Here is an 18,066-nt window from a genome sequence, read left to right on the forward strand (position 1 = left end):
GTACCGCGCGGTAGCAGGCGACACGCCTGGTGCTTCGTCCCTCGTCAGCAGTCACTGGCGACGAAGGACACCGAAGATGGCGGCAGACACCCCGGACACTCCCTGGCGGCAGGTCCCGGCCCAGGTTGATTTCCCCGCGCTCGAGCGAGAAATGCTCACCCTCTGGGACGAGCACGACACCTTCGCCAAGAGCCTCGAACAGTCCGCCGGCGGACAACCGTGGACGTTCTTCGAGGGTCCCCCGACCGCGAACGGGATGCCCGGCACCCACCACATCGAGGCGCGTGTCTTCAAGGACGTCTTCCCGCGCTACCGGACCATGAAGGGCTTCTGGGTCGAGCGCAAGGCCGGCTGGGACTGCCACGGCCTGCCGGTCGAGGTCGCGGTGGAGAAGGAGCTCGGCTTCAACGGCAAGCCCGACATCGAGGCGTACGGCATCGCCGAGTTCAACGCGAAGTGCCGCGAGTCCGTCCTGCGCAACGTCGACGCGTTCAACGAGCTGACCGTCCGGATGGGCTACTGGGTCGACCTCGAGCACCCGTACAAGACGATGGACCCGCAGTACGTCCAGTCGGTCTGGTGGTCGCTCAAGCAGGTCCACGAGAAGGGCCTCCTGGTCGAGGACTACCGGATCACGCCGTACTGCCCGCGCTGTGGCACCGGCCTGTCCGACCACGAGCTCGCCCAGGGGTACGAGACGGTCGTCGACCCCTCGGTCTACGTCCGCTTCCCGCTGACCTCCGGCCCACTGGCAGGCAAGGCATCACTGCTGGTCTGGACGACGACACCATGGACGCTCGTGTCAAACACCGCGGTCGCAGTGCACCCCGACGTCCAGTACGTCGTCGCCACCGACGGCAACGAGTCCCTGGTGGTGGCCGAGCCGCTCCTGGACAAGCTGGGCGAGGGCTGGACGGTGACCGGTCAGTACGGCGGTCGCGAGATGGAGCGGTGGACGTACCAGCGGCCGTTCGAGCTGGTGGAGTTCCCCGAGCCGGCGCACTACGTCGTACTGGCCGAGTACGTGACCACCGAAGACGGCACCGGTCTGGTGCACCAGTCCCCCGCGTTCGGTGCGGACGACCTCGCGGTGAGCCGCGCATACAACCTGCCGGTCGTGAACCCGGTGGACGCGAGCGGTCACTTCAACGCCGACGTACCGCTGGTCGGCGGGCAGTTCTTCAAGAAGGCCGACGAGGACCTCGTCAAGGACCTCGCCGAGCGCGGTGTGCTGTTCAAGCACGTGCCGTACGAGCACCCGTACCCGCACTGCTGGCGCTGCCACACCCCGGTCATGTACTACGCCCTCCCGTCCTGGTACATCCGCACCACGCAGGTCAAGGACGCCCTGCTCCGGGAGAACGAGAAGACCAACTGGTACCCGGACTCGGTCAAGTGGGGCCGGTACGGCGACTGGCTGCGGAACAACATCGACTGGGCCGTCTCCCGCTCGCGCTACTGGGGTACGCCGCTGCCGATCTGGCGCTGCGAGGACGACCACCAGGTGTGCGTCGGTTCGCTGGCCGAGCTCGGTGAACTGGCCGGCCGGGACCTGAGCGAGACCGACCCGCACCGGCCGTACGTCGACGACATCACCTTCGACTGCCCGACCTGTGGCGCCGAGGCTCGCCGCGTGCCCGAGGTGATCGACGCCTGGTACGACTCGGGTGCGATGCCGTTCGCGCAGTGGGGCTACCCGTGGGCCGAGGGGTCGAAGGAGAAGTTCGAGCAGACGTACCCCGCCGACTTCATCTCCGAGGCGATCGACCAGACCCGTGGCTGGTTCTACACGCTGATGGCGATCGGCACGCTGGTCTTCGACGAGTCGTCGTACCGCAACGTCGTCTGCCTCGGCCACATCCTGGCCGAGGACGGCCGGAAGATGTCCAAGCACCTGGGCAACATCGTCGAGCCGATCCCGCTGATGGACGATCACAGCGCGGACGCGGTGCGCTGGTTCATGGCCGCGTCCGGCTCGCCCTGGAAGGCGCGCGGCATCGGGCCGAACGTGCTGAACGAGATCGTCCGGAAGGTGCTGCTGACCTACTGGAACACGGTCGCGTTCCACGCCCTGTACGCGCGGCTGGCCGACTGGTCGCCCACCGACGCCCCGGCGGTCGCCGAGCGCTCGGTGCTGGACCGCTGGCTGGTGAGCGAGACGCACCGGCTGGTCCGGGACACCGACGAGGCGTACGCCGCGTTCGACACGCAGCGGCTCGGTCTGCTGATCAGCTCGTTCGTCGACGTGCTCTCGAACTGGTACGTACGCCGTTCCCGCCGCCGGTTCTGGTCCGGCGACGCCGGTGCACTGGCGACGCTGCACGAGACGCTCGACGTGCTCACGCGGGTGATGGCGCCGCTGATGCCGTTCGTCACCGAGCGGGTCTGGCAAGACGTCCTCCGCCCGGTCACACCCGGCCTGCCGGAGTCGGTCCACCTGGCCGCGTTCCCGACGTACGACGAGACGCTGATCGACGACGTCCTCGCGCAGCACGTGTCGATGGCCAAGCGGGTCGTCGAGCTCGGCCGGTCGGCGCGGGCGGAGGCGAAGGTGCGCACGCGCCAGCCGCTGTCCCGCGCCCTGGTCGGATCCGCGGCGATTGCGGACCTGTCGCCCGAACTGCTGCGCGAGATCGCCGAGGAGCTCAACGTGGGCGCGGTCGAGCCGCTGTCCGCGGCGGGCGCGGATCTGGTCGAGTTCTCTGCCAAGGGCAACTTCCGTGAGCTCGGCAAGCGATTCGCCAAGCAGACGCCGGTGGTCGCGGCCGCGATCGCCGCCGCCGACGCCGGTGCGCTCGCGGTCGAGCTGAAGGAGACCGGGACGGCGAGCGTCGTCGTCGACGGCGAGGACGTCCGCGTCGGCGAAGCCGAGGTGCTGCTGTCCGAGCGGCCGAAGGAAGGCTGGTCCGTGGTGAACGAGCAGGGCGAGACCGTTGCCCTCGACCTCGAGGTGACCCCGGAGCTCAAGCAGGCCGGCCTGGCCCGCGAGGTGGTCCGGACGTTGCAGGAGGCCCGGAAGAACGCCGGCCTCGAGGTGTCGGACCGGATCAAGGTCTGGCTGACGTCGACCGACGCCGACCTGACCGATGCCCTCGGCAAGCACGCCGACGAGATCGCCCGCGAGGTGCTCGCCGTCGAGCTGGCCCAGTCGGCACCGTCGGAGTCCGCGGACGTTGCCACCGGCACCGAAGAGGACCTGCAGCTCACCTACTGGCTGACGAAGGCCTGACCCCTGGCCCGTCCCCGTCTGATGGGTTCAGCCCACCGGACGGGGCCGGTGAACCGGGCGAGGCTATTTCTTGTCCCCACACCCCAGATAGAGTCCGCCCCCGAAACCGGCCACCCGAGGAGCGCGCCCCGGGCATCGGGCAGCAGGTACTGGAGCAGCTTCGCTCCATGTCCCCACTGTGGGGAACCTTTCAGTCACCCACAGCACATTTGTTTCCCCAAGCCGAGCAACAGCACCCCGGGACCGAGCACCCGAGCACCGCTCAGTGGCCGGAGCAACCTCTCGCCTGGCCCTGACTCGCACTGACACCGTGTCACCGGCACGAGACGGTGTGTCAAAAGGGCCCGGACATGACGAAGAGGCGGTGCTGCCGGAAAGCACCGCCTCTCGTTGCGAGGTTTTTAGACGCCGTGACCGTGCGCCTGCGCGCGAGCCTCCGGGCGGAAGCCGTTCCGCGGGCTGAGCGTGTCGTCGCCGTTGCCCAGCGCCTTGAGCTGCTCGGTGAAGTAGGTCTTCAGCCGGCTGCGGTACTCGCGCTCGTAGGCGTGCAGGTCGTCGATCGTCCGCTCGAGCTGGCCCTTCTGCTTCTCCAGCGTGCCGAGCATCTGGGCCCGGCGCTCGGCGATCTCGCCGTCCAGCTTCTCGGCGCGGGCGCGAGCCTCACCGGTCATCCGGTCGGCCTTGCCGCGCGCCTCGTTCTCCAGCCGCTCGGCCTTGGCGCGGGCCTCGCCGATGATCTTGTCGGCGGTGTCCTTCGCCTCCTGGACCAGGTCGTCGGAGTGCTTGGTGGCCATCTCCAGCAGCCGCACAGCGGAGCTGGAGGCGTCCCCGACGGTTCCTGCCGCCGCAGCAGCCCCCGCGGCCGCAACAGCGGGCACCACGGGTGGCTTCTCCTCCGGCTTCTCGACCACGACCGGGGGCTTGGGCTGTTGCACGACGGGCGGCAGCGCGGCGGTCTGGTCGACCGGCCGCTCCTGGCCGGCGCCCGCGCGCTGAGCCGCCGCGAGCTTGGCCCGCAGCTCCTCGTTCTCGGCGAGAAGTCGCTCGAGCTCGGCTTCGACCTCGTCGAGGAAGGAGTCGACCTCTGTGACGTCGTAGCCCTCCCGTAGTCGGACGGGCGTGAATTGCTTCGAGCGGACGTCATCCGGCGTCAGCGGCATCTTTCACCTCGTTTGTCTGTGTCTTGGCGGAGTCCCCGTGGCCTACACCATCGGCGACTCAGTAGATCACGTTATCGCTTCGTTGTGTTCTAACGGAATCCGGGCGGGCGAAACAGCCCACGGACCGCGAACGCCGGCAACGAACCGGCCCCGTTTCTTCGTGGTCGTACCTACCCTGTCCCCGGCGTCCTCACCCTCGGACTCGGTGGATGATCCACCGGTTCCCTGTGGTCTGCGCCGCACTGGATCACAGTGAGCGCAAGGCCGTCGAGTTGATCGACATCGCCACGGAGACGATGACGAACAGCATCAGCATGGACAGGTCGATCCGCACCCCGCCGGCCCCGATCGGGGGCAGGATCCGCCGCAGCGGCTTCAGGAGCGGATCGGTGACCGAGTAGATCAGTTCGAAGAACAGCAGCAGCGGGCCCTTCGGGTGCCACTGCGGCGCGAACATGACGATCAGGCTGAGTACGAACCGCGCCACCAGCACGAGGAAGAAGGCGAGCAGCACCCAGCTGAGAACACTGAGGACGAGCGCTAGAGCAACCATGTCGTCAATGAGTGTAGAAGACGGCGGAAGGGAGCGGGTCAGCTCTGGTTGTAGAACCCGTCCGCCGCGATCTTCTCCTTCTCCTCGGCGGCCACTGTCACGTTCGGCGGGCAGACCAGGAACACCTTGGTGGTGATCCGCTCGATCGACCCACGGCAGCAGAAGATCAGCCCGGCCGCGAAGTCGACCAGTCGCTTGGCGTCGGCGTGATCCATCTCGGTCAGGTTCATGATGACGGGCGTGCCGTCGCGGAAGTGCTCACCGATGACACGCGCCTCGTTGTAGCTGCGCGGGTGCACGGTGGTGATGCGGGCCAACTCGGTAACCTCCGGGGACGGTGCGACACCACGTCGTTCTGGAAACTTGCTGACCGTCGCGCCCTGCTCCTCGCGGCCTGAGTGACTGTGAGACTCGGCCCGCGGTTCGCGGACGTCCCGGTTCTCCCGGCCGGCGGGTACCGGCTCGGTCTCGTGGGACTCCCCGTCGACGGCTTCGTCCTCGTACTCGTCGAAGTCGTCGTACTCGTCGTCGTACCGCGCGTTGTAGCGCTCCCCGTCCTCGACCAAGCCGAGGTAGACACCCATCTTGCGCAGCGCGCCGCTCATGGCCCTCCAGCCCCTCGATCCGGTTCGACGACAACGGTGAGCAGGAAGCAAAACCTGCTCGATGTCGACACTAACCCGCGGGGGTACGCGTTCCGAGTAAGGCGCGCCCGAGCCGGACGTGTGTCGCTCCCTGCCTGATCGCGGCGTCCAGGTCGGCCGTCATCCCGGCCGAGATCCAGTCGGCTCCGGGGTGTTCGGAGCGTAGCCGGGACGCTACCTCGCGCAGGCCGGCGAAGGCTTCGTCAGGGTCCGAGCCGAGTGGCGCGACCGCCATCACTCCCCCGAGCTCGAGCCCGTCCGCCGACGCCACCTCACCGGCGAGATCGAGTACAGCGTCCGGCTCGACGCCACCGCGGGCGGCACCGGTCGCGGCGTCCGCGGATCCGTACGACGCGAGACTTACCTGAAGGAGACAGCGAAGGGTCTTCTCCTCGACGACCGCGGCCTTGGACAGCGCGGCCACCAGCGACAACCGGTCGACCGAGTGCACGGCCGACGCGTACCGTACCACCGAACGGGCCTTCTTCGACTGCAGCTGACCGACGAAGTGCCAGGTGAGGTCCGGGCAGTCCGGCGCCTTCGCCTTGAGCTCCTGCTCACGGTTCTCGCCGACGTCGCGGACGCCGAGGTCCGCCAGCGCCCGTACATCGCTGACTGGGAAGGTTTTGGTGATCGCGACAAGGGTGACCTCGTCCGGAGACCTCCCGGCCGCCTGACAGGCCTTCTCGATCCGCTCCCGGGCGTGGTGGAGATTCGCCCGCAGCTCGTCCGCGCGCGTCGTCACGCCGTGGTCACCGCGCCTAGCTTGATCAGGCCGGCCATCCGGCCACTGACCGGGCCTTCCCGCCGGTACGAGTACAGGGCCTCCGACTCGATCGTGCACGCCGTTGCGTCGACCACCTCGACGCCCAGCTCGTCCAGTTGTGCGCGGACCCCGGCCGCCACGTCGATGGCCGGCGTACCCCAGCTCGTCTCCGCGTACGACGCCGGCACCCGCTCGACGACCTCGGCCCGCATCTCCGCCGGCACCTCGTAGCAGTTGCCACAGGCATACGGCCCGAGTACGGCGGTGATCCGCGTGGCACCGAGCACACGCATCGCCTCCACAGTCGCCGGTACGACGCCGACGTACATGCCCTTGCGACCGGAGTGAGCCGCACCGATCACGCCATCACCTGCGAGCAACACCGGAAGACAGTCGGCGGCGCGAACACACAGCACCACATCGTCGCGCGTGGTGACGACACCATCGGCAATCGGCATCGGCTGCATCGGAAGCTCGTCGTCCGGCCGCACGACAGACACGTCGCGTCCATGCACCTGGCTGACCCGCACGACACCCTCCGGCCGGACTCCGAACTCGGCCGCGATCAGCCGGAAGTTCGCCGTCACCGCCTCGGCATCGTCGCCGAGCGCGCTGCCGAGATTCAGTTCGCCGTACGGCGCTTGGCTCGTGCCTCCGAAGCGGTCGGTGAAGGCGCAGCGGACGTCGTCGAGAACCTCGTCGTAGCCGAACACGACTGAAGGTTACCCAGCGACGACCTGTGCTCCCAGCACTGTCCGAGCCTCGTCGGTCACAGTGTTCCGCTCCGGATCCGATGGCAGGCCGAGGACGTGCTCGGCAGCCCAGCGGTACGCCTCGGCGAAGGCCTGGTCCGCGGGCACGTCGACGTCCGGCGTCACGCCGGTTCCTTCCCAGTTGGTCCCGGAGACCGGGTTCATCGCACGCTGCACCGAGATCGTCGCCTCGAGCTGCTCGTGCAGCTTGAACCCACGACGTGGATGCGCTCCGCCACCCGTCCGCTCGCCGACGATCACCGCTCGCCCGAGCTGCTGCAGGTTGTACGACAGTTCCTCCGCGCCGGAGAACGTCACCGAACTGGTCAGCACCCAGATCGGCTTGGAGCCGCCGAACCGCGGACCCGGGACGTACGGCGACGTCCAGAACTGCCGCGTGGTCCCGTCGGCCGGAGTGACCAGGTCGTTCAGATGGACCGCGTCGTCGGCATCGACCAGATGACTGCAGACGAAGGCGACCTGGTCGGGCGACCCGCCCAGGCAGCGACGCAGGTCGAGCAGCAGCGCGTCGGTCGACGCGAGCAGGGTCATCGCCGCGGTCACGGCCGGGCCGGCGTGGGTAGGGGCGTACAGCAACGGCCGGATCTCCAACAGCCCGATGTTGCCGTCCAGCCGTTCGACCCGCGCCATCCCACCGGCGTCGAGAGAGGCCCGGCGGCGCCAATGGGCCTCCTCGGCGATCGGGTCGGCCTCGTCCGGCAGCCCGTCGCGGTGGAACTTCAGCCGCAGATGCTTGTCGTGGTTGCCGGCCTGCAGGTCGCCGGTGACCAGCTCGGCCAGCCGCTCGGGCTCCCGGAGTTCGTCGTACCGGCCGGTGGCGGTGGCGGCGGCGAGCCGGTCGGCCACCTCCCGACCGGTCTCGGGAAAGACGTAGTGCTCGGCGACGAGCGCGCCCAGCCGGCCGACGACGGCGCGGATCTCTTCGGTCTGCATGGGCAGGAGTGAAGCATGCGGCTTGACAAAGCGTCAAGATAAATTGACGCTTGATTCATGAGCGAGATCTCCGACCGGCTGGAGGTGTCGACGGCCGCGCAGTTCAAGGCGCTCGGGCACCCGCTGCGGCACCGCTTGCTGTTCGCGCTCGGGCAGGAGGCGGCCACGATCAGCCAGCTGGCCGTCGCGCTCGGCACGGCCAAAGGCAACGTCGCCCATCACCTCGGCGTGCTGCGCGAGGCCGGCATGGTGCACGTGGCCGACACCCGGCAGGTGCGCGGCGGGACCGAGCAGTACTACCGGCGATCCGCGTGGAAGTTCGACTTCGTCGGTGAGGGCGCGCGGGCGAACAACACAGTCGTCCTGCACGCGATCGCGGCCGAGCTCGAGACCGACGACGCCGACCCGCTGGTCCTGTTGCGGAACGTCCGGCTGACCGCGGACCAGGCCGTGGAACTGGCCGCGACGCTGGAGCGGATGGTCGGTGACCTCACCGACGCCGGCCCCGGCGAGTCCCGGTACGGCGTCGTCGTCTCGGTCTACCACCCGCGTCAGCCCCAGCCATCCTCCGGGATCTGACGCAGGGAATCGGGGGCCGAGACACGTTCTTTGCTGTTCCGTTCGACGATCTTCCACACATCGAGCAGGAGAGCCCATTTCAGGGGATATCCGTCGAACTTCCCCAAGGTGTGAAGCCGTGGTCTGCTGGGACTCGCCGGCCTGAGGCAGATCGAGGCCACCCCGACCGCCCGAGTGAGCTGATCCCTCCCCTCCGGCGGGATCTGTGCTCGGCGCCGGAGGTTGCGCCGGGCCCCGGGCCAGTCCGGGGAGGGTTTTACCCCCGTGAAGGGACATTTCCCTCCCCAGTCCACCCAGCTCCCGACAAACACAGCCCGCCGTGCCGACGGCCGAGCCCCATACATCACGCCACCGGATCACACCCAGAGATCCAGCAGGAGAGCCGTTATTCCCTGTCCCAGCACACCAGAACGTGTCCAGGCCCCCACTTGTCGCCGTACGACGAGGTCGCGGGTGGCGGGACCTGGTGGCGGGTGGCCGGACCTGGTGGCGGGGACCTGGTGGCCGGTGTTACTTGAGGAAGTCCGGGATGTCGAGGTCTTCTTCGGGGTCCGGCTTGCGGGCCGGGCGGGTCGGGGTGGGCTGGGACGAACCGTTGCCCGACGTCGACCCGGGCGTCGTGCCCGAGGTGCTGGGGCCGTGGGTCGGCCAGGAGTGCTGGGTCCCCGGCGCGGTCGGAGAGGCCGGGGTGTGCGGCGCCGACTGCGGCGACTGCTGCCCCGACTGGACCGTGCGGACCGGATCGCCGGGCTGAGGGCGGGCCGAGTTGGTCGTGCCCGCGCCCGGACGGCCCTCGGTCGGAGCCGGCACCGGGACCGTGTCGTCGGTTTGCGCCGGCGGGTTCGTGAACTCACCCGCCTGCCCGTTCGCGGAGCCCTGGCCGGCAGTGGACTGACCGGCACCCGGCTGACCAGCAGCCTCACCGGCGCCCGGCTGTCCACCGGCGAACTGACCACCCGTCGACTGCCCACCACCTGCGGTCCCGGCGCCCGGCTGACCGGTCCCCGGCTGGCTCGCCGGGGGTTGACCGGCCTGCTGGCCGGCCGGAGCCGACGGGTTGTTCGTCGGCGCCGAGTAGCTCTGCGACTCCGACGCCGGCCGAGAGGTCTGCGGGCGGGCGGTGCTCATCGCCTGCTCGCGCCGCTTCGGCATCCCGCCGTCGAACCCGGCCGCGATCACGGTGACCCGCACCTCGTCGCCGAGGGCGTCGTCGATCACCGCGCCGAAGATGATGTTCGCGTCGGAGTGCGCGGACTCCGAGACCAGCTGGGCCGCCTCGTTGATCTCGAACAGCCCCAGGTCGGAGCCGCCGGCGATCGACAGCAGCACGCCGTGCGCACCCTCGATGCTTGCCTCGAGCAACGGAGAGGAGATGGCCGCCTCGGCCGCCGCGACCGCGCGGTCCTCGCCGCGGGACGAGCCGATGCCCATCAGCGCTGAGCCGGCGTTCGACATGACCGCCTTGACGTCGGCGAAGTCCACGTTGATCAGACCGGGCGTGGTGATCAGGTCGGTGATGCCGGAGACACCTTGCAGCAACACCTGGTCGGCCTGCTTGAACGCGTCCAGCACCGACACGGCGCGGTCGGAGATGGTCAGCAGCCGGTCGTTCGGGATGACGATCAGGGTGTCGACTTCTTCACGGAGGGCGGCGATACCGTCCTCCGCCTGGGTCGCACGCCGTTTGCCCTCGAACGAGAACGGCCGGGTCACCACACCGATCGTCAGCGCACCGAGCGAGCGCGCGATGCGGGACACCACCGGCGCGCCGCCGGTGCCGGTGCCGCCACCCTCGCCCGCGGTGACGAAGACCATGTCGGCGCCCTTGAGCGCCTCCTCGATCTCCTCCGCGTGGTCCTCGGCGGCCTTCTGCCCGATCGCCGGGTTCGCGCCGGCGCCGAGGCCCCGGGTCTCCTCCCGGCCGATGTCGAGCTTGACGTCCGCGTCGCTCATCAACAGCGCTTGCGCGTCGGTATTGATGGCGATGAACTCAACGCCCTTCAGACCGTGCTCGATCATCCGGTTGACGGCGTTCACGCCGCCTCCGCCGATGCCGACGACCTTGATGAGTGCCAGGTAGTTCTGCGGTGCCGCCACGTCCGCGCCTCTCGCCTCGTTCTGTTCCCGTTGTGGCCGGTTGGCCCCTGTTCCAGCGAAAAGTTCCAGCGAAAAGACTGAACCTCAAGTGGATGCTTAGACTTATGTCAACTTTAGATTACGACGCACGCTACGGGACGGCTTCGGGCAATGTCCACGCGCCTCGCCGCACACTGCCGTGATGTGATCCGTCACCGCTTTTCCCCTTTGGTGACAGGGAGATCGGGCGCCGAGACGTCGTACACCTTGGCCTTGCGTTTCATCAGCACGCTGAGTACCTCGGCCTTTCGCTCGCTGTCATCGGAACTCCCCCAAACGACCTTCACCCCGGAGGCGAGGTTGAGAGTGATCGAGTCCGGCGACAGCGCCGAGATCGATCCGACCTGGGCCCGCAACGTGTCCGGCAGGGCCGCCGAAACCGTCACCAGCGAACGGATCGTGACGTCGCGCCGGGCGCCGGTCACCTTCGCCTCCGGCAGTCCGGCCGGCCGGTCCGGCACCGTCTTGAACGTCGCTCCGGTCGCGTCGACCAGCTCGAACCGCGAGCCGTCGGTGACAACGACCACCGGCACCCGTTCGGTGACGACGATCACGATCTTGTTCGGCCAGGCGCGGGTCACCTGCGCGTCCTCGACCGCCGGGATCGTCCGCACCCGGTCCGCGATCGACCGCAGGTCGACCTGCGCCAGCGGTGTGCCGATCGGTGCCGCCGCCGCCTGCTCGATCGTTGCCACCGGCACCGTGTCCGCACCGCTCACCCGGACCCCGGCGACCGCGAACGCCGACGAGTAGTAGAACAACCAGACGATCAGCGCGGCCAGGACGAGCAGGGCGCCACCGACCGCCCACGGCAACCAGCTACGCCAGCGCACCAGCCGTTGCCGGCGCGCGAACCGCTGTTGTGCCCGAGCCAGATCAGCGCTCTGGCTCATTCAGTCAACCCCACCCTTTTACTCCACCACAGGAGCGAGGGCCTCGGCCGCAGACTCGCGGGCGGCAGCGCGTTCGGCCAGCAAACCAACGACTTCCGGTCCGATCAGCGTCACGTCGCCCGCGCCCAGCGTCACCACCAGGTCACCCGGCTCGGCGAGATCCGCGACCAGCTGAGGTACGGCGGACCACGACGGCTCGAACCGCACCTGATCCGGCTTCAGCGGCACGTGGTTCGCGATCAGGGCGCCGGTGACACCGGGCTCCGGGTCCTCACGGGCGGCGAAGACGTCCATCACGACGACCTCGTCGGCCAGCGCGAGCGCCTCGGAGAACTCCGTGGCGAAGATCCTGGTCCGGCTGAACAGGTGCGGCTGGAAGCACGCGACCACGCGCCCCTCCCCGGCCACCTGCCGGGCCGCCGTCAGGTCGACGGCGAGCTCGGTCGGGTGGTGGGCGTACGAGTCGAACACCCGCACGCCGTCCTCCAGTCCCTTGAACTCGAACCGCCGGCCGGTGCCGGTGAACGACTCCAGCCCCTCGGCCAGGTCGGCCGCGGAGAACCCGAGCCCGAGCCCGACCGTCAACGCGGCCGACGCGTTCAGCGCGTTGTGCTTGCCCGCCTGCTGTAACTGCACCATCGGCAGCCGCCGCCCGCGGTACACCGGCACGAACGACTGCGTCGCCCCGGTCGCGGTGATCTCGGTGACCCGCAGATCCGCGTCGTCGGACTCGCCGTACGTCCGTACGTCGATGCCGCGCGCGCCGGCGAAATCGGCCAGTCTCCGCGCGCCGGCGTCGTCGTAGCACATCACCATGAAGCCGCCCGGGAGGACCCGGTCGCAGAACTGCTCGAAGGCGAGCCGGTAGCTGGCCTCGTCGCCGTAGTTGTCCAGGTGGTCCGGCTCGACCGATGTGACGATCGACACCTCGGGCGTGTAGGTCAGGAACGACTTGTCCGACTCGTCCGCCTCGGCGACGAACAGGTCACCGGTGCCGTCGTGGGCGTTCGAGCCCGACTCGTTCAGGTTGCCGCCGATCGCGTACGACGGATCGGCCGCGCAGTGCTGCAGCGCCACGGTCAGCATCGACGTCGTGGTCGTCTTGCCGTGCGTGCCGGCGACGGCGAGGGTCCGGCGGCCGACCATCACCGAGGCGAGTGCCGCGGCGCGCGGCAGGATCGGGATCCCGGCGGCCCGGGCGGCGATCACCTCGGGGTTGGTCTCGCGGATCGCGGTCGACACCACCACGGTGTCGGCGTCGGCGACGTGCTCGGCGGCGTGACCGACCCAGCAGGTGGCGCCGAGCGCGCGCAGCGCGGCCAGCACCTTGCCGTCCTTGGCGTCGGAGCCGGACACCTCGATGCCGCGGGACGCCATGATCCGCGCGATACCGGACATCCCGGCGCCGCCGATACCCACGAAGTGGACCTTGCCCAGCTTCTCCGCGGGCAGCGTCGTGTCAGGAGCGGTGACGATCACGAAGCAGACCTCACCACATCCAGGATGATCCGCGCCAATCGCTCGTCGGCATCCGTACGGATCAGGCCTTTCGCCGCTGTGGACATGGCTGTCAGACGCGCCGAGTCGTGCAGAAGTTGCGGAACGGTGGCACGAACCCAATCCGGCGACACCATCGCGTTGTCCACCAGCAGGCCGCCGCCCGCATCCACCACGGGCTTGGCGTTCAGCGCTTGCTCACCGTTACCGTGCGGAAGCGGAACGTAGATCGCGGGCAGACCGACACCGGACACCTCGGTGACCGTGTTCGCGCCCGAGCGGCAGACCGCGAGATCCGCGGCCGCGTAGGCCAGGTCCATCCGGTCGATGTACGACAGAACGGCGTACGGGAGGGGTCCGGTCTGCGGGATCTCGAGCGTGTTCTTCGGACCGATCGCGTGCAGGACCTGGATGCCGGCCGCCTGCAGGTCCGCGGCGGCACCGGCGCACGCCTCGTTCAGCCGCTGCGCACCCTGTGAACCGCCGGTCACGAACAGCGTGGGCGCATCCGGGTCCAGCCCGAAGAACCGCCGCGCCTCGGCCCGCAGCGCGGCCCGGTCCAGTGTGGAGATCGCGCGCCGGATGGGCAGGCCGACGTACTCGGCGTGCGGCAGATCCGTGCCGGGGAACGACGTCTTGACGTGCTGCGTGCAGTAGCGGGCGGCGAACTTGTTCGCGATCCCCGGTACGGCGTTGCCCTCGTGCACCACGATCGGCGTCTTCCGCCGCCAGGCCGCGACGTACGCGGGGGTGGAGACGTAGCCGCCGAAGCCGACCAGGACGTCGGCCTTCGCCTCGTCCAGCGCCTTACGGGCCGCACCGACCGAGGCCAGCATCTTCCCCGGTACGGCGAGCAGCGCGGGCGTGGGCCGGCGCGGCAGCGGCACCGGCGGGATCAGCTCGAGCCGGTAGCCGGCCTCCGGGACCACGCGGGTCTCGAGCCCGCGCTCGGTGCCGAGCGCGAGGATCTCGATGGTCGGATCGAGCCGCCGCAACGCGTCCGCGGTGGCGATCAGGGGTGAGGTGTGGCCGGCGCTTCCGCCTCCGGCCAGGACGATGCTGGGCACAGCTTTCAACGCTCCCGCGTGTTCTCTCGTCAATGCGTGCGCGACGGCAGCCACCCGAACCGCGGCCGCCTGGTCTCCTTCAGGGCAGCCTGCGCGCCGGGCTCGGCCTTCGCGAAGGACAGCAGCATGCCGATCGCGATCAGCGTCGGCAGCAGTGCGGAACCACCGTACGACAATAGCGGCAGCGGGATACCCACGATGGGTAGCAGTCCGATCACGGCCCCCAGGTTGACCAGGGTCTGCGCCATGATCCAGATGGTGATCCCGGCCGCCGCGTAGCGGACGAACGGCTCGGTGTTCCGGGTCGCGATCCGCACCCCGGCGTACGCCAGGGTGAGGAACAGGGCGAGCACGGTGAGCGACCCGACCAGGCCGAGCTCCTCACCGATCACGGAGAAGATGAAGTCGGTGTGCGCCTCCGGCAGGTTGCCCCACTTCTGCCGGCTGTTGCCGATCCCGACGCCCCACCAGCCGCCCGTCGACAGTGCGTAGAACGAGTGGTACGCCTGCCACCCGACCGCGGTCGGGTCGGCGAAGGGGTCCAGGAACGAGGTCACGCGCTCCATCCGGTACTTCTCCGCGTTGACGAAGTACGTCGCGACCGCGCCGACCACCGCGATCGTGGCGATGAACAACCGCGTCGGCGCGCCGACGATCCAGATCATGCCGATCATCATGGCCATCAGGACGAGCGCCGTCCCCAGGTCGTGCTGCCCGACGACCAGTGCGATCACCAGACCGCAGACTGGGACCATCGGGACCAGCAGGTGCTTCCACTGGGTGAGCAGCTTCTCCTTGCGCGCGTACAAATCCGCGCACCACATCACCAGCGCCAGCTTGGCGAACTCACTCGGCTGGATCTGCAGCGGTCCACCGAGGTTCAGCCAGTTGGTGTTGCCGTTCACGCCGACTCCCAGACCGGGGATGTAGGTCAGCACGAGCAGGAAGATCGAGCCGAGCAGAGCGACGTACGAAAGCATGCGGAAGTGCCGCGGCGTCATCCGGGAGGCGACGTACGCCATCGGCAGGCCGACGCCGACCCAGATCAGCTGGCGGACGAAGATCGTGTAGCTGTTCCCGTTCGCGCGTAGCGACAGCACGCTGGACGCCGACAGCACCATCAGCAGCCCGAGCACCAGCAACAGGCCGGTGGCGCCGAGCAGGATGTGGTACGACGTCAGCGGCCGGTCCAGCACGTCCTTGATGGCCGCCAGCCAGGGCCGCTCCGCCTGACCGGGGCGGCGGGGTGGGGTCAGAGATTGCGCTGTTTTCTTCTGATCCGGCTGATCAGCGATCGATGTCACTCGATCACCCCCGGATCAGTTGTCGCCCAGCCGACGTACGGCTTCGGCGAAAGCGTCTCCGCGGGCTCCGTAGTTGGCGAACATGTCCCAGGATGCGCAGCCGGGCGCGAGCAGCACGGTGTCACCCACCTGTGCGAGCTTCGCCGCCTCCCCCACCACGATCTCCATGGCTCCAGTGTCGGTTGCCTCGATCATGATCCTCGGGACATCCGGTGCGTGTCGCTCGAGAGCTTCCGCGATCACGGCCTTGTCCTGACCGAGCAGTACGACGGCACGCAAACGTTCCCGGGCCGCGATCACCAGCTCGTCGAACGTCGCGCCCTTGGCCTGACCTCCAGCGATCCACACCACGTGCTCGTACGCGAGCAGCGACGCCTGGGCGGCATGCGGGTTGGTCGCCTTCGAGTCGTCGACATAGTTGACCCCGGCAACGTCCGCGACCTGCGCGATCCGGTGCTTGTCCGGCGTGAACCCACGCAGCCCGTCCCGGACCGCCGTCGCCGGTACGCCGAACGCCCGGGCCAGCGCGGCGGCGGCCAGCGCATTCGCCACGTTGTGCGGCGCGGGCGGATTCACGTCGTCGATCGTCGCCAACTCCAGCGCCGACGTCGCTCGCTGCTCGACGAACGCACGGTCCACCAGCAACACGTCGACCAGGCCGACCATCGACGGTCCCGGCGTACCGAGGGTGAAGCCGATCGCGCGGCAACCCTCGATCACGTCCGCGTCCATCACCAGCTGCTCGGTGGCCGGGTCGGCGGCGTTGTACACGCACGCGACCTGGCAGTTCTCGTAGATCCGGCCCTTGTCCTTGGCGTAGGCGTCCATCGAGCCGTGCCAGTCGACATGGTCCGGCGCGAGATTCAGTACGGCGGCGGAGTGCGCGGACATGGAGTGCGTGAAATGCAACTGGTAACTGGACAGCTCGACCGCGATCACGTCGTACGGCTCGGGGTCCATCACGGCCTCGAGCAGCGGCAGCCCGACGTTGCCCGCGGCAACGGCTCGGTGACCCGCGGCGGTCAGCATCGCGGTCAGCATCTGCACGGTCGTGGTCTTGCCGTTGGTGCCGGTGATGCACAACCAGGGCGCGGCGTTCGCCGGGTCGCGCAGCCGCCAGGCCAGCTCGATCTCACTCCAGATCGGCACCTCCCGCTCGGCCGCCTGAGCGAGCAGGGGCGCGTGCGGCGGTACGCCGGGCGACGTTACGACGACATCGACTTCCTTGGGGAGTTCCGCCGTACTGCCGGGACCGAGGGTGACCTTGGCGCCGAGGATCTCCAGGATCTGGGCCTTCTCACGCAAGCCCTCGTTGTCCCGGTCGTCGAGTACGGCGACGTGCTCAGCGCCGGCCTGCAGCAGCGAGTCGGCGCACGCATACCCCGCCGTACCGAAGCCGAGGACGACGAAGTGCGTCGTCGCCCAGCCGTCCGACGTGCGTGTCTCGAGGCTCATTTAGCTGGCCACCCATTCTGCGTAGAAGATCCCGAGGCCGATCACCACGCACAGGCCCTGGATGATCCAGAACCGGATCACCACGTTCACCTGTTCCCAGCCGAGCATCTCGAAGTGGTGCTGCAACGGCGCCATCCGGAAGATCCGTTTGCCGACACCGGTGGTGCGCTTGGTGACCTTGAAGTAGCTGACCTGCAGGATCACCGAGGCGGTGATGATGACGAACAGACCGCCGAGCAGCAGCACCAGCAACTCGGTCCGGGTCATCACCGCCATGCCGGCCAGCGCGCCACCCAGCGACAGCGAACCCGTGTCACCCATGAAGATCTTGGCGGGCGAGGCGTTCCACCACAGGAAGCCGAACAGCGCACCGGTCAACGCGGCGGCGACAACGGCGAGGTCATGCGGATCCCGGACCTCGTAACACTTCGCGCCGACGCCCTGCGCGGTCGCGCAGCTCTGGTTGAACTGCCAGATGCAGATCAGCGTGTAGGCGCCGAACACCATCATCGAGGCGCCGGTGGCCAGACCGTCCAGACCGTCGGCGAGGTTGACGCCGTTCGACATCCCGGCGATCAGCAGCAGGATCCAGATCACCACGAGGATCACCGGCAGCTCCAGCCAGCCGATGTCGCGGATGAACGAGATGAACGGCGACGCCGGCCGCTGGCCGCGCTCGTCGGGGAACTGCAGCGCGAGGACCGCGAACACCACCGCGACCATCGTCTGACCGGCCAGTTTCGCCTTGCTGCGCAGGCCCAGGCTGCGCTGCCGGAAGATCTTGATGAAGTCGTCCAGGAAGCCGACCGCGCCCATCCCGGCGAACAGGAACAGCACCAGTAGCGCCGACGCGGTCGGCGGGGTCATCGTGAACAGCTTCGCGGCGAAGTACCCGATGATGGTGGCGAGGATGAAGACGGTGCCGCCCATGGTCGGCGTACCGCGCTTGGTGTGGTGCGAAGTCGGGCCGTCGTCGCGGATCTCCTGGCCGTAGCCACGCCGGGCCAGCAGAGTGATCGCCCAGCGCGTGCCGAGCAGCGTCAGCACCATCGAGACGGCGCCGCCGAACAGGATCGA

At 68.8% G+C, this 18,066-nt stretch carries 14 protein-coding genes and 1 pseudogene; 2 read left to right on the forward strand and 13 right to left on the reverse strand.

The window, feature by feature from the left end:
- Window positions 1-76: 76 nt before the first annotated feature.
- The gene (gene ileS / locus ACXC9Q_RS25380; RefSeq protein ID WP_457059151.1) at window positions 77-3,229 is read left to right on the forward strand and encodes an isoleucine--tRNA ligase; all 3,153 of its coding nucleotides are present in this window, start codon (window positions 77-79) and stop codon (window positions 3,227-3,229) included.
- A 401-nt stretch (window positions 3,230-3,630) separates the two neighbouring features.
- Here the strand turns inward: ileS and ACXC9Q_RS25385 are convergent, their stop codons facing one another.
- The 6 genes from ACXC9Q_RS25385 to ACXC9Q_RS25410 form a co-directional block, all read right to left on the reverse strand.
- Window positions 3,631-4,389: a DivIVA domain-containing protein gene (locus tag ACXC9Q_RS25385; protein ID WP_328521776.1), complete on the reverse strand. Its 759-nt coding sequence runs from the start codon at window positions 4,387-4,389 to the stop codon at window positions 3,631-3,633.
- Between the two features lie 247 nt (window positions 4,390-4,636).
- Complete coding sequence (locus ACXC9Q_RS25390; protein ID WP_329475847.1) at window positions 4,637-4,942, reverse strand: YggT family protein; 306 nt, start codon at window positions 4,940-4,942, stop codon at window positions 4,637-4,639.
- A 38-nt stretch (window positions 4,943-4,980) separates the two neighbouring features.
- Entirely contained in the window at window positions 4,981-5,547 is a 567-nt protein-coding gene (locus ACXC9Q_RS25395; protein ID WP_457059152.1) for a cell division protein SepF, read from the reverse strand.
- A 70-nt stretch (window positions 5,548-5,617) separates the two neighbouring features.
- Entirely contained in the window at window positions 5,618-6,331 is a 714-nt protein-coding gene (locus tag ACXC9Q_RS25400; RefSeq protein WP_457059153.1) for a YggS family pyridoxal phosphate-dependent enzyme, read from the reverse strand.
- Window positions 6,328-7,065: a peptidoglycan editing factor PgeF gene (gene pgeF, locus ACXC9Q_RS25405; RefSeq protein WP_457059154.1), complete on the reverse strand. Its 738-nt coding sequence runs from the start codon at window positions 7,063-7,065 to the stop codon at window positions 6,328-6,330. The genes ACXC9Q_RS25400 and pgeF overlap by 4 nt, the downstream gene beginning before the upstream one ends.
- Window positions 7,066-7,074: 9 nt before the next feature.
- Window positions 7,075-8,058, reverse strand: coding sequence for a S41 family peptidase (locus ACXC9Q_RS25410; RefSeq protein WP_457059155.1), 984 nt, complete (start codon window positions 8,056-8,058; stop codon window positions 7,075-7,077).
- A 57-nt stretch (window positions 8,059-8,115) separates the two neighbouring features.
- Between ACXC9Q_RS25410 and ACXC9Q_RS25415 the strand changes: the two genes are divergently transcribed.
- Window positions 8,116-8,637: an ArsR/SmtB family transcription factor gene (locus ACXC9Q_RS25415; RefSeq protein ID WP_457059156.1), complete on the forward strand. Its 522-nt coding sequence runs from the start codon at window positions 8,116-8,118 to the stop codon at window positions 8,635-8,637.
- A 1,077-nt stretch (window positions 8,638-9,714) separates the two neighbouring features.
- On the opposite strand, the pseudogene ftsZ reads toward ACXC9Q_RS25415, so the two are convergent.
- From ftsZ to mraY, 7 genes and pseudogenes are all read right to left on the reverse strand, one after another.
- Window positions 9,715-10,803, reverse strand: a pseudogene (gene ftsZ, locus ACXC9Q_RS25420) (cell division protein FtsZ); the annotation flags it as partial.
- A gap of 122 nt (window positions 10,804-10,925) precedes the next feature.
- Window positions 10,926-11,666 carry a cell division protein FtsQ/DivIB gene (locus ACXC9Q_RS25425; protein ID WP_457059157.1) on the reverse strand — a complete coding sequence of 247 codons (741 nt, stop codon included), beginning with the start codon at window positions 11,664-11,666 and terminating at the stop codon, window positions 10,926-10,928.
- Window positions 11,667-11,684: 18 nt separating this feature from the next.
- A complete protein-coding gene (murC, locus tag ACXC9Q_RS25430; RefSeq protein WP_457059158.1) occupies window positions 11,685-13,145 on the reverse strand; it encodes a UDP-N-acetylmuramate--L-alanine ligase in 1,461 nt (486 codons plus the stop codon).
- On the reverse strand, window positions 13,142-14,230 hold the full coding sequence (gene murG / locus ACXC9Q_RS25435; RefSeq protein WP_457059159.1) for an undecaprenyldiphospho-muramoylpentapeptide beta-N-acetylglucosaminyltransferase: 1,089 nt from the start codon (window positions 14,228-14,230) through the stop codon (window positions 13,142-13,144). Before murG ends, murC begins: the two co-directional genes overlap by 4 nt.
- A 29-nt stretch (window positions 14,231-14,259) precedes the next feature.
- Window positions 14,260-15,534, reverse strand: coding sequence for a putative lipid II flippase FtsW (gene ftsW, locus ACXC9Q_RS25440; protein ID WP_457059160.1), 1,275 nt, complete (start codon window positions 15,532-15,534; stop codon window positions 14,260-14,262).
- A gap of 15 nt (window positions 15,535-15,549) precedes the next feature.
- A complete protein-coding gene (gene murD, locus ACXC9Q_RS25445; RefSeq protein WP_457059161.1) occupies window positions 15,550-16,989 on the reverse strand; it encodes a UDP-N-acetylmuramoyl-L-alanine--D-glutamate ligase in 1,440 nt (479 codons plus the stop codon).
- A complete protein-coding gene (gene mraY / locus ACXC9Q_RS25450; protein ID WP_405072231.1) occupies window positions 16,990-18,039 on the reverse strand; it encodes a phospho-N-acetylmuramoyl-pentapeptide-transferase in 1,050 nt (349 codons plus the stop codon).
- Window positions 18,040-18,066: the final 27 nt, after the last annotated feature.

It is taken from the genome of Kribbella sp. CWNU-51, from assembly GCF_054073265.1.

Coding starts and splice junctions, on each gene's coding strand:
- ACXC9Q_RS25415 (WP_457059156.1), top strand. CDS start 8,116: ATGAGCGAGATCTCCGACCGGCTGGAGGTGTCGACGGCCGCGCAGTTC.
- mraY (WP_405072231.1), bottom strand. CDS start 18,039: ATGGTGCTGACGCTGCTCGGCACGCGCTGGGCGATCACTCTGCTGGCC.
- ACXC9Q_RS25425 (WP_457059157.1), bottom strand. CDS start 11,666: ATGAGCCAGAGCGCTGATCTGGCTCGGGCACAACAGCGGTTCGCGCGC.
- ACXC9Q_RS25395 (WP_457059152.1), bottom strand. CDS start 5,547: ATGAGCGGCGCGCTGCGCAAGATGGGTGTCTACCTCGGCTTGGTCGAG.
- murD (WP_457059161.1), bottom strand. CDS start 16,989: ATGAGCCTCGAGACACGCACGTCGGACGGCTGGGCGACGACGCACTTC.
- ACXC9Q_RS25410 (WP_457059155.1), bottom strand. CDS start 8,058: ATGCAGACCGAAGAGATCCGCGCCGTCGTCGGCCGGCTGGGCGCGCTC.
- ACXC9Q_RS25390 (WP_329475847.1), bottom strand. CDS start 4,942: ATGGTTGCTCTAGCGCTCGTCCTCAGTGTTCTCAGCTGGGTGCTGCTC.
- ACXC9Q_RS25385 (WP_328521776.1), bottom strand. CDS start 4,389: ATGCCGCTGACGCCGGATGACGTCCGCTCGAAGCAATTCACGCCCGTC.
- ileS (WP_457059151.1), top strand. CDS start 77: ATGGCGGCAGACACCCCGGACACTCCCTGGCGGCAGGTCCCGGCCCAG.